The sequence below is a fragment of the Allobosea sp. 10L417 genome, from assembly GCF_056395485.1.
Genome location: NZ_JBFTJP010000001.1, coordinates 1,105,524 through 1,122,239 on the forward strand (window position 1 = coordinate 1,105,524; position 16,716 = coordinate 1,122,239).

General features: G+C 65.9%; 12 protein-coding genes. 6 read left to right on the forward strand and 6 right to left on the reverse strand.

Features of this window, described 5'->3' with window-relative positions; all coding sequences use genetic code 11:
- Positions 1-1,197, forward strand: a complete 1,197-nt coding sequence (locus tag AC1DE3_RS05610; protein WP_476852176.1) for an SGNH/GDSL hydrolase family protein — start codon at positions 1-3, stop codon at positions 1,195-1,197.
- A gap of 2 nt (positions 1,198-1,199) precedes the next feature.
- On the opposite strand, the gene AC1DE3_RS05615 is transcribed toward AC1DE3_RS05610, so the two are convergent.
- Positions 1,200-2,714, reverse strand: coding sequence for an ATP-binding cassette domain-containing protein (locus AC1DE3_RS05615; protein WP_476852177.1), 1,515 nt, complete (start codon positions 2,712-2,714; stop codon positions 1,200-1,202).
- A 332-nt stretch (positions 2,715-3,046) separates the two neighbouring features.
- On the opposite strand from AC1DE3_RS05615, the gene AC1DE3_RS05620 reads away from it, so the two are divergent.
- Positions 3,047-3,379: a YciI family protein gene (locus tag AC1DE3_RS05620; RefSeq protein ID WP_476852178.1), complete on the forward strand. Its 333-nt coding sequence runs from the start codon at positions 3,047-3,049 to the stop codon at positions 3,377-3,379.
- Between the two features lie 173 nt (positions 3,380-3,552).
- Positions 3,553-3,762 (forward strand): hypothetical protein, encoded by a 210-nt coding sequence (locus tag AC1DE3_RS05625; RefSeq protein WP_441510437.1) that lies wholly within the window; start codon positions 3,553-3,555, stop codon positions 3,760-3,762.
- Between the two features lie 33 nt (positions 3,763-3,795).
- Here the strand turns inward: AC1DE3_RS05625 and AC1DE3_RS05630 are convergent, their stop codons facing one another.
- The 4 genes from AC1DE3_RS05630 to gltB all read right to left on the reverse strand — a co-directional run bounded on the left by AC1DE3_RS05630 (position 3,796) and on the right by gltB (position 11,294).
- Positions 3,796-4,500, reverse strand: a complete 705-nt coding sequence (locus tag AC1DE3_RS05630) for a helix-turn-helix domain-containing protein (protein WP_476852179.1) — start codon at positions 4,498-4,500, stop codon at positions 3,796-3,798.
- Positions 4,410-4,841, reverse strand: a complete 432-nt coding sequence (locus tag AC1DE3_RS05635; protein WP_476852180.1) for a hypothetical protein — start codon at positions 4,839-4,841, stop codon at positions 4,410-4,412. The genes AC1DE3_RS05630 and AC1DE3_RS05635 overlap by 91 nt, the downstream gene beginning before the upstream one ends.
- A 246-nt stretch (positions 4,842-5,087) precedes the next feature.
- Positions 5,088-6,512: a glutamate synthase subunit beta gene (locus tag AC1DE3_RS05640; protein ID WP_476852181.1), complete on the reverse strand. Its 1,425-nt coding sequence runs from the start codon at positions 6,510-6,512 to the stop codon at positions 5,088-5,090.
- Positions 6,513-6,605: 93 nt separating this feature from the next.
- Positions 6,606-11,294: a glutamate synthase large subunit gene (gene gltB, locus AC1DE3_RS05645; protein WP_476852182.1), complete on the reverse strand. Its 4,689-nt coding sequence runs from the start codon at positions 11,292-11,294 to the stop codon at positions 6,606-6,608.
- Positions 11,295-11,905: 611 nt separating this feature from the next.
- Here gltB and AC1DE3_RS05650 point away from each other — a divergent pair.
- From AC1DE3_RS05650 to AC1DE3_RS05660, 3 genes are all read left to right on the forward strand, one after another.
- Positions 11,906-12,961, forward strand: coding sequence for a threonine aldolase family protein (locus AC1DE3_RS05650; RefSeq protein WP_476852183.1), 1,056 nt, complete (start codon positions 11,906-11,908; stop codon positions 12,959-12,961).
- Positions 12,962-13,054: 93 nt separating this feature from the next.
- The gene (locus AC1DE3_RS05655) at positions 13,055-14,017 is read left to right on the forward strand and encodes a hypothetical protein (protein ID WP_476852184.1); all 963 of its coding nucleotides are present in this window, start codon (positions 13,055-13,057) and stop codon (positions 14,015-14,017) included.
- Between the two features lie 328 nt (positions 14,018-14,345).
- Positions 14,346-15,185: a dienelactone hydrolase family protein gene (locus tag AC1DE3_RS05660; RefSeq protein ID WP_476852185.1), complete on the forward strand. Its 840-nt coding sequence runs from the start codon at positions 14,346-14,348 to the stop codon at positions 15,183-15,185.
- A 91-nt stretch (positions 15,186-15,276) separates the two neighbouring features.
- On the opposite strand, the gene AC1DE3_RS05665 is transcribed toward AC1DE3_RS05660, so the two are convergent.
- The gene (locus tag AC1DE3_RS05665) at positions 15,277-16,377 is read right to left on the reverse strand and encodes a hypothetical protein (RefSeq protein WP_476852186.1); all 1,101 of its coding nucleotides are present in this window, start codon (positions 16,375-16,377) and stop codon (positions 15,277-15,279) included.
- Positions 16,378-16,716: the final 339 nt, after the last annotated feature.

Below are 16,716 nucleotides of genomic sequence, written 5' to 3' on the forward strand. Positions count from 1 at the left end.
ATGCGTCTGCGTTCGCTCGCCTTGGTTCTGACTGCCGTCTGCCTGCTCCTGATCACGGGCGGGCCGGTTTCCCTTGCCCAGCAGCAACAGCGCAACCTGTTTCAGCTCTTTTGGCAGTTGCCGGCCGCCCAGCAGCGCGCGGCGCCGCAGCCACGCCAGCGTGTCGCGCCCGTCATCCGCCGTCGCGAGGCCCCCGTCGTCGTCCGCGACGACCCGGTCATTCCCAAGGTCGATGTCAACAGCCACATCGTGGTGATGGGAGATTCGCTCGCAAACCTCCTGGCCAACGGCCTCGACGAGGCCCTGAACGACCGCCCGGATGTCGAGGTTCTCCACAAGTCCAAGCCAGATTCGGGCCTCGTCCGGACCGACTTCTACGACTGGCCGAAGGCGGTTTCCGATATCCTGGCCGGTGATCAGAAGATCACCCTGGGCGTCATGCTGGTCGGCCTCAACGACCGGCAGCCGATCCGCGAGGGCGAAACCGTCCATGACCCCCTGAGCCCGCGCTGGCTCGAACTCTATCGGGACCGCATCGACCTGATCGCCGACGCCTTCGCGGCCCGCCGCATTCCCTTGATCTGGGTCGGAGCGCCACCCGTGCAGAACGGCCGGCTCTCGGCTGATTTCGTCTCGTTCAACGAGCTTTACCGCCAGCGCGTCGAGAAGGCCGGCGGGCAATATGTCGATCTGTGGGGCGGCTTCGTCGATGCCGAGAACCGCTACACCGCGACGGGTCCCGACGTTTCCGGGCAGCTGACGCGGCTGCGCCTCGGTGACGGCATCCATTTCACTGCCGCCGGCGCCCGCAAGGCCGCGCATTTCGTCGACCTGGTCATCCGCCGCATCATCGAGGCCGCGCCGCAGAACAGCGTGATCGCCCTGCCCGTCTCGCCCGAGACGGGCGCGCCCTCGACCCCCGAGCTACAACCCGGCGGCGTCGAGCGCCTGATCGATCAGATGGTCGCCGGCGTGCCGACGATCGGCCTGCCCCCGGCCCTGCAGGCGCGCCCGCTGGCGGGGCCCATCCAGCCGCTGACCGGGCAGGCCCCGACATCCGGGCAGCCCCTGCTCGCCTCGGTCACCGAGGCGCGCGGGCGCGGCGAGGCCGAGCTGCAGCTCGAGCGCGTCTTCGGCCAGGGCATCGCGCCCGATCCGGTCCCTGGCCGCCTCGACGATTATCGCTGGCCGCGCTGAGCTCAGCCCGCCATCAGCCGGTCGAACACCGGATCGGGATCATCGACCTCGATGAGCCGCTTGCCGGTGATCACCCAGATCCGAGTCGCCACGGCGCGGACGAAGGCGCGGTCATGGCTGACCAGCAGGCAGGCCGCGCCATGCTCGGTGAGTTCGCGCTCCAGCATGTCCTGCCCTTCGATATCGAGATGGTTGGTCGGCTCGTCCAGCAGGTAGAAATTCGACCGGGCGAGGCGCAGCAGCAGCATGGCGAGCCGCGCCCTCTGCCCTCCCGACAGACGGGCGAGCGGCGCGCCCTGGGCCTCGCTGGCGATGCCGGCCCCGGCGAGCAGCGTCCGCGCCAGTTGGTCGCCGACATCGCTCGCGCCTTTGACGGCCGCCCAGGGCGTCGGCCAGACATCGAGTTGCGAGAGCGCCTGATCGGAGAAGCCAGGCTTCAGGCTCGCGGCAGCGCGGATCTCCGCATCCGAGCCGTCGAGGGCCGCCCGCAGCCGTGTGACGAAGCGCGTCTTGCCGCTGCCGTTCGCGCCCAGCAGCGCGATGCGATCCCCGTTCTCGATCCAGAGCTGCCCGGTGCGGAAGAGCGGCCTGCCGTCGGGAGTGGCGATCCCCGTATCCTTGATCGCCGCCAGCGCCTTGGCATGGGTGCCGCTGTTGACGAGCCGGATCGCACCGGCCGAGCGTTCCTTATGCGCCGGCCTGGCACTCTCCTCCAGCTTGTCGGCACGCTCCGACAATTGCTTGGTCTTGACCACCAGCAGGTCCGAGCCGGAGTTGATGCCGATGTTCTTGAGCTTGGCCGCCTGCTGCCTGAGCGCCCTGACCTTGCGCATGTCGTTATCGAACTGCCGCCCCCGCGCCGCGTCGCGCTCCTCCAGCGCCTGCAATGCGCGCGAATAGGGCAAGGCGAAATCGGCGCTCTCCGCCGGACGCAGGAAGAGCGTGCGGGTGCTGACATCGTCGAGGAAGGCGCGGTCATGGCTCGCGGCGACGACCGCGCAATCCCGCGGCAGGGCGGCGAGGAAGCGTTGCAGCACGCCGATGCGCTCAAGATCGAGATGGTTGGTCGGCTCGTCCAGCAGCAGCAGATCTGGTTCGACCACCGCGGCGCGCGCCAGCAGCATCGTGCGCTGCCAGCCGCCCGACAGGCTGGCGACGGCACGGCCGCGCAGCCCCTCGTCAACCATGAGGTCGTCCAGCAGCACGTCGACCCGCCAGCTTTCGGTTTCGGCCGCCTCGGCGTCGAGCGCATCGCGTACCGCCTCGTAGAAGCTCATCGGCAGGAGGCGCGCGTGCGCGTCTTGCGGCGCGAAGGCGGTGACGAGCCCGCGGGCACGGGTCAGCGTCCCGTCCGTGGCCTCTTCCTGGTCGGCCAGGATACGCAGGAGCGAGGATTTCCCGCGCCCATTGGCGGCGACGAGACCGAGGCGGTCGCCCTTGGCGACGGAGAGGTTGAGCCCGGCGAAAAGCGCAGCGCTGCGGACGAGCGAAAAATCTTTGATGGCGATCAGGGACATCGGAATCTCATGAAGTCAGGCAGGCGCGAACAAATGCGCCGAAAAGGGCTGACGATGAGACGGCGATGCGTTCCCGGTCAGCCCCGCGAGATGAAGCGCGGGGCGGAAACAGGTCCTCGGGTGTAGAAATGGAAGCCCTGGCTCAGCGCCAGCTTCCCCCTCTGTTTCGATTCCATGGCTGCCACCATAGCGGCGCCGGCCCGGATGAACACTGCGCCCACGGCATGGCCGCCGCCAGCACGGCGCCGGCCATCTCGCGAAGCGCCCGGTGCGGCGCCGACGGAACCGCCGCGTCTGCGATGGATTGATCGCCCGTGAGAGGAGGCCAGACGATGCCCAGATTCGTGACGATCGGCTACGGCGACCGGGCAGGCTATGACCGCACGGCCCCGGCCATCCGTGACGCAGCCCACGCCCAGGATGCGGCGCTCGTCGAACGCGGTGCCGTGATCGGCATCGCCGGGCAAGCGGTACAGGTCCGCAACCCCGATGCCTCCGGCGTCCGGACGCAGACCGGTGCCTTCATGTCCTCACAGCTGCCCGTGGCCGGTTTCGCCATCATCGAGGCTGCCGATCTTGCCGAGGCCATCGATCTGGTTTCTCGGGTTCCCTGTGCCGTCGCACACGGGGTCGTCGAGATCTGGCCGCTGGAGCAGCCGGGTTAGGGCTACAGGAGCCCCGCGTCCACCGGCATGGGAGGCAACCGTCCAGGGCCTGCTCCGGCGATTGGGAGAACGCGGGCGCCGGCTGCATGCTGGCGGCAAGGTTCCGGAAGATTTGGCTCGTCGCCTCGGCTATGCGATCGTCGCCGGATCGCGAACGAACGAGCGAGGGCGCAATGGATACGGACCAGGCGGCCAAGGACCGCGTCACACAAGTCTTGAAGAAGCACCTGGAGCTCGCTCAAGAGCAGCTCGACATGGCCGAGAGAGGCGTCCTTTTGTCGATCGACGGGGCGCCGGAAGGAATCAACCTGACCAAGGAAGCGCTGGCCATCCGCGTCGAGCAACTGCAGGGAGCACTCGACCGGCAGCGAGGACGCGGCTGAAGCCGCCGCCGCCGCCCGACTTGGACCGGGTGCCTAGCCTCGCGAGATCTGCGCAAGAAGGTCGCGCAGGTTCAATTCGGCCTCGGATCTGCCCCCATGGGCGGCGCTCGCGGGAATCCCCGACAGCGTCGCACACATCACATCCTTCGGCGTCAGGCCGAACTCCTTCTTGAAGGAGCGGCTGAAGCTCGACGGATCGGGAAAGCCCAGCCCCTCCGCGATCGCGGCGATCGAGCGGAAATTGGTGCCGCTCGACAGCTCTGCGTAGCACTGCTTCAAGCGCCGCCGCTGGATGTAGTTCCTCACGCCGCCCTCGCTTTCGAGCAGGCGATAGAGCTGGGAGCGGGACATGCCAGCCTCCCGGCACAGGAGATCCGGCCCGAGAGTGCTGCAGTGCAGATTGAGGTCGACGATGCGCCTGACGATCTCCTTGCGGGCCACTGCGACAGGAACGGCACCAAGAAAACTGTGATCCGACGACGGCGCGATGCAGGCGAGCAGCATGCCGCGGACGGTGGTCTGCAGGGCGGGCAGATCCGCATCGGAGAAGCTTGACACGTTGCGCGCCAGCAGCGTGATGAATTCCGCGAGCAGCTTGCCCATTGCGTCGCTGATCGGCCTGCCCTCGACCCCTTCCAGAACGGCGGTCACCTCCGGAAAAGTATCGCGCGGCAGATAGAGCTGCAGCCGGTCGTCCGCCTCGCGGAAGCTGACGAGCTCGCGCCCCAGCGACGCCACGAGTCGATCGAGCGCAGGCGCCCCGCCTCGCCCAACGTCCGCGCGTGGCCGATCGTGATGTTCCAGTGGTCGATGGGGTTGCGCCGGACGAGATCGGCCGTGCGGAACGCCCGCAGTTTCGGCGCCCGGACCCGGCTCAGGCCGAAACCGCCGAAGTTCCAGGTTTCGCTGGTCGCGGAAAAGCCCGCCTGAGGATCGTCGACCTCGACATCGAAGACGGCGTCGAACCACCCGCGCCAAGCATCCAGCTGCTTCGCTTGGGGCAGGCCGACCGTTGTGAAAATAACCGGCGTCATCTGACCAAGCGACAACGAAAGGACACAAGCGCGCTTGCACTCCACCTCGGCTCTCAGGTCAAGTATTAATTCGGTGCAACGGCAGACCCTGCCGCTTCTCTAGGCGAATATCGCCCGTATCAATGAATTCACAACAATTCCACGCGTCGACCGGCTGAAAATCCGGCTAAAGGACCTCACCCCACTGCCTTCTTGTCTCTGGTGGAAAAAGCACAGCGCACGGGCCGGCATATCAGCCGACCGGGCTGCTGGACAGCGATTGGCTCGCGATCGTGCCGGAGGGCGATGCCCTCACACCGGCAGGATCGTCGCGCCCATCAGCTCCTTGTCGATGGCATGCGCTGCCTGACGGCCCTCGCGGATCGCCCAGACCACAAGCGACTGGCCGCGGCGCATGTCGCCTGCGACGAAGACCTTGTCGGTGCTGGTCTTGTAGTCGCGGTCATTGGCGACGACGTTGGCGCGCTTGTCGACCGCCGCACCTGACTGGGCGATCATGCCCTCGATCAGCGATCCCGCGAAGCCGATGGCGAGGAAGCAGAGATCGGCCTGGAGCACGAATTCGGTGCCGGGAATGGGCTTGCGCTTCTCGTCGACGCGGGCGCATTTCACGCCGGTCAGCCGGCCGTTGCGGCCTTCGAGCCCGAGCGTCGCCGCCTGGAACTCGCGCTCGGCGCCCTCGGCCTGCGAGGACGAGGTGCGGAACTTCGTCGGCCAGTACGGCCAGACGGTGAGCTTGTCCTCAATCTCCGGCGCCATCGGCCGGATGTCGAGCTGCGTCACCGAGAGCGCGCCTTGCCGGAAGGCGGTGCCGACGCAGTCGGAGGCCGTGTCGCCGCCGCCGACAACTACCACATGCTTGCCGGCAGCCAGGATCGGCGCCTCGTTCGAGATGTCCTCGCCGCCGATGCGCTTGTTCTGCTGGGTGAGGTAGGGCATCGCGTAATGCACGCCGGCAAGGTTCGTGTCCGGCAGGCCGGGATCGCGCGGCACTTCCGCCCCGCCCGTCATCAGCACCGCGTCGTGCTCGGCGACGAGCGTCGCGAAGGGCAGGGTCACGCCGACATGGGCGTTGTAGTGGAAGGTGACGCCCTCCGCCTCCATCTGCTTCACCCGGCGGTCGATATGCCCCTTCTCCATCTTGAAATCGGGGATGCCGTAGCGCAGCAGGCCGCCGGCCTTGGCCTCGCGCTCGTAGAGATGGACGTCGTGGCCGACGCGGGCGAGCTGCTGCGCCGCCGCCATGCCGGCCGGGCCGGAGCCGACGATGGCGATGCGCTTGCCCGTGCGCTTGGCCGGAATTTCCGGCGCGATCCAGCCCTCTTCCCAGCCCTTGTCGGCGATCGCCTGCTCGATCGTCTTGATCGTCACCGGCATGTTCTCGAGGTTCAGCGTGCAGGCTTCCTCGCAAGGCGCGGGGCAGATGCGCCCGGTGAATTCCGGGAAATTATTGGTGGAGTGGAGGTTGCGCAGCGCATCCTCCCAGCCGCCGGAATAGACCAGCTCGTTCCAGTCCGGGATCTGGTTATGGACCGGGCAGCCGGTCGGCCCGTGGCAGAACGGGATGCCGCAATCCATGCAGCGCGCCGCCTGCTTCTTGATATCGCGCTCCTCCAGCGGGAGCGTGAACTCGCGGAAATGCCGGATGCGGTCGCCGGCGAGCTGATACTTCTGCTCCTGCCGGTCGAATTCGAGAAAGCCTGTGACCTTGCCCATGCCGTTTCTCTCGCCGTGTGCCCGGGATTTCCCGCGCGCGTGCCTTAACCTGATCGCGTGACCGGGGCCTGACGGCCCCGGAGGTTCCGTGCCTTATTCGGCAGCCTGCAAGGTGCGGGCCTGCTCCATCTCGCGCAGCGCGCGGCGGTATTCGACCGGCATCACCTTGACGAATTTGGTGCGGTAATCCGCCCAATTGTCGAGGATCGTGCGGGCCCGCTGCGAACCGGTGTAGTTGGCGTGGTTCGTCAGCATCTGCATCAGGCGCTCCTCGTCATGGCCGGACATGTTGGTCATGTCGATGCGGCCCTTATGCTCAAGATCGCCGCCATGATGGTGCAGCCGTTCCATCAGCTCCTCTTCCTCCTCGACCGGTTCGAGATCGACCATCGAGAGGTTGCAGCGCGACTTGAAGGTGCCGTCCTCGTCCAGCACATAGGCGATACCGCCCGACATGCCGGCCGCGAAGTTGCGCCCGGTCTGGCCGATGACCGCGACGACGCCGCCGGTCATGTATTCGCAGCCATGATCGCCCGTGCCCTCGACCACCGCGATGGCGCCGGAGTTGCGCACCGCGAAGCGCTCGCCGGCGACGCCGCGGAAATAGGCCTCGCCCGCGATCGCGCCGTAGAGCACGGTGTTGCCGACGATGATCGAGCGCTCCGGCACGGCCCTGGCCGCCGGGTCGGGCCTGACGATCAGCTTGCCGCCCGACAGACCCTTGCCGACATAGTCATTGGCCTGGCCGGTCAGCTCGGCGGTGACGCCCGCCGCGAGGAAGGCGGCGAAGCTCTGCCCGGAGGTGCCCTTCAGCTTCACCGTGATGGTGTCATCAGGAAGGCCGGCATGGCCGTACTTCTTCGCCACCGCGCCGGACAGCATCGCGCCGGTCGAGCGGTCGACGTTGCAGATGCTCTCCTCGATCACGACCGGCGTGCCGGTCTCGATCGCGCCTTCCGCCGCCTTGATCAGCCTGCGGTCCAGCACCGTGTCGATCGGGTGCTTCTGCAGCTCGACATGGCGGATCGCCACCTCCGGCAGATCGACCTTGTGGAAGAGCTTGCTGAAGTCGAGCCCCTTCGCCTTCCAGTGCGCGATGGCATCCTGCTTGTCGAGCAGATCGGAGCGGCCGACGAGCTCCTCGATCTTCGTGAAGCCCATCTCCGCCATGATCCGGCGAACGTCCTCGGCCACGAAGAAGAAGTAGTTCACCACATGCTCGGGCAGGCCCTTGAAGCGCTTGCGCAGCACCGGGTCCTGCGTCGCGACGCCGACCGGGCAGGTGTTGAGATGGCACTTGCGCATCATGATGCAGCCGGCCGCGATCAGCGGCGCGGTCGAGAAGCCGAACTCGTCGGCCCCGAGCAGCGCGCCGATAATGACGTCCCGCCCCGTCCGCAATCCGCCGTCGACTTGCAGCGCCACGCGCCCGCGCAGCTGGTTCAGCACCAGCGTCTGCTGCGTCTCGGCGAGGCCGATCTCCCAGGGCGAGCCGGCATGCTTCAGCGAGGTCAGCGGGCTCGCGCCCGTGCCGCCCTCGAAGCCGGAGATGGTGATATGGTCGGCGCGCGACTTGGCGACGCCGGCGGCCACCGTGCCGACGCCGATCTCGGACACCAGCTTCACCGAGACATCGGCCGCAGGATTCACATTCTTCAAGTCGAAGATCAGCTGGGCGAGATCCTCGATCGAGTAGATGTCGTGATGTGGCGGCGGCGAGATCAGGCCGACGCCCGGCGTCGAATGCCGGGTCCGCGCGATCTTGGCATCGACCTTGTGGCCGGGCAGCTGACCACCCTCGCCGGGCTTGGCTCCTTGAGCGACCTTGATCTGCATCACGTCGGAGTTGACGAGGTATTCGGTGGTGACGCCAAAGCGGCCGGACGCGATCTGCTTGATCGCCGAGCGCTTCGAGCGGCCGTCCGGCATCGGCTTGAAGCGGATCGATTCCTCGCCGCCCTCGCCGGTGTTCGACTTGCCACCGATCTGGTTCATCGCGATGGCGAGGGTCTCATGCGCCTCGCGCGAGATCGAGCCGAAGGACATCGCGCCGGTGGCGAAGCGCTTCACGATATCGGCGGCGGATTCGACGCTCTCCAGCGGCACAGGCTTGCGTCCGTCATCCTCGGCCATCTTGACTTTGAACAGGCCGCGGATGGTGCTGAGCCGCTGCGCGTCGTCGTTCACCTGACGGGCGAACTCCTCGTAGCGATCCTGCGCGTTGAGGCGCACCGCATGCTGCAGCGAGGCGACGACGTCCGGCTTCCAGACATGGTCCTCGCCGCGGACGCGGTACATGTACTCCCCGCCGATATCGAGGCTGTTGCGGTAGAGCGGCGAGTCGCCGAAGGCGTCGCGGTGGCGGCGCAGGCTCTCTTCCGAAATCTCGTCAAGGCCGACACCCTCGATCGCGGTGCCCGTCCCGAAGAAGAACTTGTCGACGAAAGCGGTCTTCAGGCCGACCGCATCGAAGATCTGGGCGCCGCAATAGGACTGGTAGGTCGAGATGCCCATCTTGGACATCACCTTCAGCACGCCCTTGCCGACCGACTTGATATAGCGCTTCACCACCTCGTCGGCGTCGACCTCCTCCGGGAAGGCGCCCTGCTCATGCTGATCGAGCAGGGTGTCGAAGGCGAGATAGGGGTTGATCGCCTCGGCGCCGTAGCCGGCGAGGCAGCAGAAGTGATGGATCTCGCGCGGCTCACCCGACTCGACGACGAGGCCGACCGAAGTGCGCAGGCCCTTGCGGATCAGGTGATGGTGCACCGCCGCCGTCGCCAGCAGCGCCGGGATCGGGATACGGTCCGGCCCGACCTGCCGATCGGACAGGATGATGATGTTGTAACCGCCATGGACCGCAGCCTCCGCGCGCTCGCAGAGCCGCTCCAGCGCGCCTTCCATGCCGGCCGCGCCCTCGCGCGCCGGGTAAGTGAAGTCAATGGTCTTGGTGTCGAAACGATCCTCGTAATGGCCGATGCAGCGGATCTTCTCGAGATCGTCATTGGTCAGGATCGGGGTACGAACTTCCAGCCGCTTGCGCCGCGAGGTGCCCTCGAGGTCGAGGATGTTCGGCCGCGGCCCGATGAAGGAGAGCAGGCTCATCACCAGCTCCTCGCGGATCGGGTCGATCGGCGGGTTCGTCACCTGCGCGAAGTTCTGCTTGAAATAGGTGTAGAGCAGCTTCGACTTGAGCGAGAGCGCCGAGATCGGCGTGTCCGTGCCCATCGAACCCACCGCTTCCTGCCCGGTCACCGCCATCGGCGCCATCAGCAGGCGGACATCCTCGGTGGTGTAGCCGAAGGATTGCTGGCGATCGAGTAGCGGCACGTCGGTGCGCGAGGCCCGCGCCTCAACCGGCGGCAGATCCTCCAGCACGATCTGCGTGCGCTTCAGCCAGTCCTTGTAGGGATTGGCGAGGCACAAGGACGTCTTGATCTCGTCGTCGCCGATGATGCGGCCCTGCTCCAAGTCGATCAGCAGCATCTTGCCCGGCTGGAGGCGCCACTTCTCGACGATCTTCTCTTCCGGGATCGGCAGCACGCCGAATTCCGAGGCAAGCACGACGAGCCCGTCATCGGTGACGAGATAGCGCGCGGGGCGCAGCCCGTTGCGGTCCAGCGTCGCGCCGATCTGGCGGCCATCGGTGAAGGCGATCGCGGCCGGCCCGTCCCAGGGCTCCATCAGCGCGGCGTGATATTCGTAGAAGGCGCGCCGCTCCTCGTTCATCAGCGGGTTGCCGTTCCAGGCTTCCGGCACGAGCATCATCATGGCATGGGCGAGCGAGTACCCGCCCTGCACCAGGAATTCGAGCGCGTTGTCGAAGCAGGCGGTGTCGGACTGCCCCTCATAGGAGATCGGCCAGAGCTTCGAGATGTCCGAACCGAACAGGTCGGAATCGACGCTCGCCTGCCGCGCCGCCATCCAGTTAACGTTGCCGCGCAGCGTGTTGATCTCGCCGTTATGGGCCACCATCCGGTAGGGATGGGCGAGGCGCCAGGACGGGAAGGTATTGGTGGCGAAGCGCTGGTGGACGAGGGCGATCGCGCTGTCGAAGCGCTCGTCCTGCAGATCCTTGAAGTAGGAGCCGAGCTGGTTCACCAGCACCATGCCCTTGTAGACGATGGTGCGGCAGGACATCGAGACGGGGTAGTACTCCGCCGTCCGGCGCTCCTGATGCTTGTAGACCTTGTTAGAGACCGACTTCCTGAGGACATAGACCTGCCGCTCGAACTCGTCCTCGTCGGCGAAGTCGGCCGGGCGGCCGACGAAGAGCTGGCGATGCACCGGCTCGGTCTCCAGCACCGCCTTGCCGAGATCGGCGTTATCGACCGGCACGTCGCGCCAGCCGAGGAACTTCAGGCCTTCCTCCTCGACAGTCTGGGAGATGATCTCCTCGCAGAGCGCGCGGATCGCCGGGTCGCGCGGCATGAAGAACTGGCCGATGGCGTAGAAGCCGGGCTCGGGCAGGTCGATGCCGAGCTTCGCCGTCTCTTCCTTGAAGAAGCGATGCGGGATCTGCACCAGGATGCCGCAGCCGTCGCCGAGCTTAGGATCGGCGCCGACGGCGCCGCGATGGTCGAGATTGTGCAGGATCTGCAGGCCCTGCTGGACGATGGCGTGGCTCTTGCGGTTCTTCATGTCGGCGATGAAGCCGACGCCGCAGGAGTCTTTCTCGTTGCGGGGATCGTACAGGCCCTGATGCGTCGGCATCGCCGGGTCGCGCACGGCCGGAAAACGCTCGAAGCCCTCTGCGCCGCTCGACTTGCTGGTCACGCTCATCGTCAAACCCCGCTTCTCAGAACCCGCTGGCGCGCCGCCTGCGGGCAGACCCGTCAGTCCACAATCCCTTCCGCTCCGGCCCCGGCGCCGACATATCGGCAGCAAGGATGGGGCCAAGGCGGCTCGGCCGTCGTCTTGTGAGAGGCTTGCTTGCGCTTTGTTTCCACCGCGCCCGCGTCCTCCGCAGGCGCTTCGGGCGGCTCTCGCCCGCTCGCGCCTGTCTTCAGGCCGTCGTTTTACGGACGGCGCACGTACGGTCGGCTTTGGCGTCGTTAGCCCGGCCTCTCGTCATGCTCCGCTCCATTGCGACGGCGCGACCCCCAGCCTGCATCGGCTTTCGGTCGGCGCGGTGAAAAATGGGACAGCAACACTGTCCTATCGAGATGAACTTGCCAGAATTCCAATCTACGCACAAGCGTCGATTTTGCACCGCGGCGAAATTTTATTGCAAAATTGAATCCGCGCCAGACATTTCCGAGACGAAAGCCTAACTCCGGCAGCACGCTTCTTGTTTTTGGGCATGTGGCGAGGTTTCGGCCCGGCGCCGCGCGCAAGCCCCCCTTTCCCAACGCTCGCTTGGCAGAACACCGCCATCCGCCTAACCCTCGGTCATGCATTTCTTCAGCGACAACACCGCCGCCGCCAGCCCCCGCGTCATGGCCACCCTCGCCGCCGCCAACGAGGGCAACGCCTCGCCCTATGGCAAGGACGACTGGACGCGCCGCGTCGAGGAGCGTTTTGCGGAGATCTTCGAGCACGAGGTCTCGGTCTTCCTCGTCCTCACCGGCACGGCGGCGAATGCGCTCGCTCTGGCCAGCATCGTGCGGCCCTGGGGCGCCGTCCTCACCCATGAGGAGGCCCATGTCGTCGAGGACGAATGCGGCGCCCCCGAATTCTTCAGCGACGGAGCCAAGCTCGTCGACCTGCCCGGCGTCGGCGCCAAACTGAAACCGGAAACCGTAACGAAGGCGCTCTCGCATCTGCGCGACGGCGATTTCCATCAGGTGCAGGCGCAGGCGCTGACGATCACGCAGGCGACCGAATGCGGCACGGTCTATACGCCCGCCGAGGTGCGGGCACTCAAGGACGCGATCACGCCGCGCGGTCTCAAACTGCATATGGACGGCGCGCGCTTCGCCAATGCACTGGTCACGCTCGGCTGCACGCCCGCGGAGGTCACCTGGAAGGCCGGCGTCGACGTGCTCTCCTTCGGCGGCACCAAGAACGGCGCACTCGCGGCCGAGGCCGTGATCTTCTTCGACCCCGGCCATGCCGAGGAGATGAAGTGGCGCCGCAAGCGCGCCGGCCAGACCCTCTCGAAAGGCCGTTTCCTCGGCGCCCAGTTCGAGGGACTGCTCGCCGACGGTCATTGGCTCGACCTCGCCCGCCATGCCAACGCTCAGGCGAAGCGCTTGGGCGATTCGGTCACGCAGGGCAGCGCGGCACGCCTGGCCTGGCCCTGCCAGGCGAACGAGGTCTTCATCGTGCTGCCGCCCGCCGTGCAGGAGCGCCTGAAGGCGGCCGGCGTCGGCTATTATGACTGGTCGGCTCGCTCGCTCCCGCCAGAGGCGCAGCTTCAGGACGGTGAGATCGTCGGCCGCTTCGTCATGTCCTTTGCAACCGAGCCGGAGCATGTCGAGCGCCTGATCGCCGCCATCGCCGGCTGAAACGGCGCATTTCGGCCCCGTTTCCAACCCCATGCCTGCCGCAATCCCTAACAAGACTGCCCGCCACGAAAGCAGTCGTTAAGGAAGGGTGGCATGGCAAATCGTTCGACGGCGCCGGGGCGCATCGCGCTGATGGGCTTGGTCGTGGCCGGCGCTCTGGCCGGCACGATGGGAGCCGCCGGGGCCCAATACTACTATTACGACGACGGGTACGACCCCTATCCGGCCTATGGCTACGGCTATCGCTATGACTACCGTTACGCGCCCCGCCCGCCGGCGGCGGTCCCGCACGCACCGGCGCCGGTCTCTCCCTATACGGTCAACCGCATCGCGGCCCGCAACTACGGCCTTGTCAGAATCGATCGCTCGATCCGCCGGGACGACACCTATGTCGTCGATGGCGTTACGGCTGGCGGCCAGCGCCTGCGCCTGGTTCTCGATGCCTATGCCGGCGAGCTGATCCGCCGCATCCCGCTGCGCGGCCAGGCCGGCCCCGCGCCGAATGTCGCCCGCATTGACCCGCATCAGGAGCAGGCGGCACCGCGCCCGCGTCTCGTGCCTCAGCCGCCCGAACGACCGGCCGAGCTGAAGCCGCCGGCAGAAGCCAGCGCACCGGCGACGTCCGCTCCGCCATCGCCTGCCGCACCACCCGCCTCCGAGCCCGTTAAGCCCGCTGAAACGGCCCCGATCGAAGCGAACGCTCCGGCCACGGCCTCGCCACCCTCGCCCGCTGCGCCGCCCGCGCCGGAATCTGCGAAACCTGCCGATAAACCACCCTTGGAGGCCAGCGCGCCCGCCACGGCCTCTCCGCCGCAGCCGGCGAAACCGGCGGAGCCTTCGCCGGGCGCGACCAACCCCGAGACCGGTGCCGACAAGCCCAGACTCGTCAATCCGAGCGATGTGCGCGGGACCGACGAACCGGAGCGCAAGCCGCCGCTGTCGACCGCAGCGCCGGCCACCCAAGCGCCGTCGATCCCGCCCGTGCAGCAGATCGATCCATCGCCATCCACACCCAAGCCGGAGACGCCGATCGCTCCCGTCGTTCCGCTGAACTGACGGGCACCGTCGGACCGAAAAGCGGATTCCACTTTTCGGTCCGATGCGATGGCAAAGACATGGGTCACCGTCTTCGCGCCCGGAAGGCGCGCGGCGATCTAGCAAAAAAGGCTCCCGTTTCCCCCAGCCACTAGCTTAAGTGTGGAATCGCAACAGCTCGCGATTCCACGCTTTTTGGCGGCACTGATCCGATCGCTCCTCCAAAGCCGGTAACGGGTCAGTTTGCTGACGCTCAGAACGACTATCCGCGGGCCATTGTTGGATCTCTTTCGGCGTGACAAGTTGAACGCTGGGAGGTTCGCGTATGCCTTCGTCTCCAAAGCGAGCCATGCTCGCCACCCTAACGATGCTGCATTTGGGCCTGGCGACGAATGCGCAGGCTGAAGACGTCGTCCAGTTCCCCTCGATCACCTATCGCCTAAGCGATTTTCAGAAAGCGCGTGCCAAATCTCGCGGTGAAAGCAGCGAGAACTCTCCGGGGCTTGTCATCACGGGGTATCTCTCGAAGCCAGCAGGGGAAGGCAGGCACCCGGCAATCGTTATGCTGCATGGTTGCGGTGGGTTGAGCACGTTCCATCGACGCGAGGCCGAAACGATCCGCGACTGGGGTTACGTCGTGCTGGCTCCGGACAGCTTTACCGAACGAGGCATGAAAGACGCCTGCGTGCCAGAGAGGCGCGACATGGCCCCGCGGATCGAGGACGCATTCGGTGCGCTGTTCTACCTGTCAAAGCTCCCCTTCGTTGATCCAGCACGGATCGCCGTCGTGGGCTATTCTCATGGAGGGGGAGTAGCTCTCAAGATTGCGATGCAGTCGCATAAGACACTCTATGAAATGCCCGATGAACTCGGGTTCAAGGCGGCCGCAACGTATTACCCGCCTTGCGAAATCCTTACCGAGCGCTTGGTCATCCCAACACTCATCCTGATCGGCGACAGGGATGATTGGACGCTCTCGTCCCACTGTGAAGCAGCCGCTCGGCGCCAAGTCGGCGGGCCTACTACACTGAGCCTCACCGTCTTCCCGGGAGTATACCACTCATTCAATTTCCCCGGTTTCGTAGAGCCGCGGCAGATCTACGGGCACTGGAGCAAATTTGACGAGGCGGCAAGCAAGCGCGCGACATCCGAACTACGAGAATTCCTTGAGAAGGAATTGGCCAGATAGTCCACTTTAGAGGGCGGGGTGGGCTGTGAACCCGACTTCCCAGTATTGGCAGGCAATGCCCGTATTGGATCGGAAGCGGGAGCTATAGATCCTAACTGAAGTACAGGACATCCTCGAATCGGATGGCTCCCTTGGCCAATCCGATGCGCATCGCGGGTGTCTTCCCGTCCTGGCCCTTGGCGATGAAGTTGAAGTAGGTCCGATAGATCATGAGGCACTTCTCGACCATTTCGGGCGAATAGAAGCCGTAGAGATACCATTTCCGGGATGCACGCCGCGGATAGGCCGGGGCACGCTCCAGCCCGGCGATGCTCCTCCTGACCTGCATGAAGAAGCGGTCGACCTGATGCAGCGAGGTGTCGTGCAGGACGCCGGCGATGCTCAGGGAGCTGCGGCTGCCGTCGTCGGTGTAGAGGCGCACCTTCTTTCCCGGTTCGGATTTCTTGATGAAAGGGTACTCGATCTCGCGTTCCCTGAGCGTGAGGCCCCTCCTCGGCCCGCTCAGGGAGCCGAGGATGCTGTTGTCGACGAAGTACGTCAGGAATGCCTTGAAGGGATGCACCCCTGGATATTGCTCGAGCGCGAGCTCCTTGAGCCTGTTCGCCTTCGCGACCTGCGCGTTCTTCTCGTCGATGGTGGCCGCCTTGTCGCAGGTCATGACCGCGACATCGATTTTCCCGGTTCTGGCCTTATCCGTCCAGGAGGCGAACACGGCGTTGGCTAGGCCGGGATCGGCGTCCAGGGAGAAGTGCACCCGGCCCGCCCCGCGGAGCAGGTGGCGTAGGAACATGAAATGCCCAAAGGCCAGGTAGTCGATGTGAACCATCGCCCCCTGATCCGGGAGCTGCCGATCCGCAGTCATGTGCTCGGCGATCTCCTGGTCCTCCCGAACCGGGAGGAAGGCTTCGCGCGGCAGGGTCAGCGCCTTCGCATAGTCCTCAAAGTTCCAGAGCCTCGCGAACTCCCGGAAGGCTGGCTTCCTGTCCATGTCGCCGCAGGCGACAACCCTATCCTGGATCTCGGCCGTGCTGAACCTCGTGTCGATCTGGGGATGGCAGGCGAGGACGTAGCCGGTCTCCAGGCAACTCGTGGCGATGGCCCTGAACTGGATGGTCTTCCGAAGAGACTTGTTCGGCCAGTTGACCATGTAGTCCTGCATGTCGGTGCAGATCTTCATGTCCCCGAGGGCCATGTCCGGCAGATGCCGTTCCCGGTCGGCCAGGAATTTTCGGCATTGCTCGTGAAGGAAGTCGATCTTGCCGTAGACCGCCGCCGGCGACAGGTCGGTGATCTGTGCGATCTTCGCGATGGCGACCTTCGAAACCAGGAGCTGGAAGACCGTCCTGTTCTCGTGGGATTTGCGATGGCGGCTGTGGCTCGTCCGGGCGGAGAACGTCTTGCGGCAGGCCTTGCAGCGGTAGCGCGCTGCTCCGCTCGCATTGGTTCCGTGTCGATAGTAGGATTTCGGGTACGAATCGACAGGCGTGGCGTGGTTTTCGCAGGCTTCGTCAGGACAATGATGACCACGGGG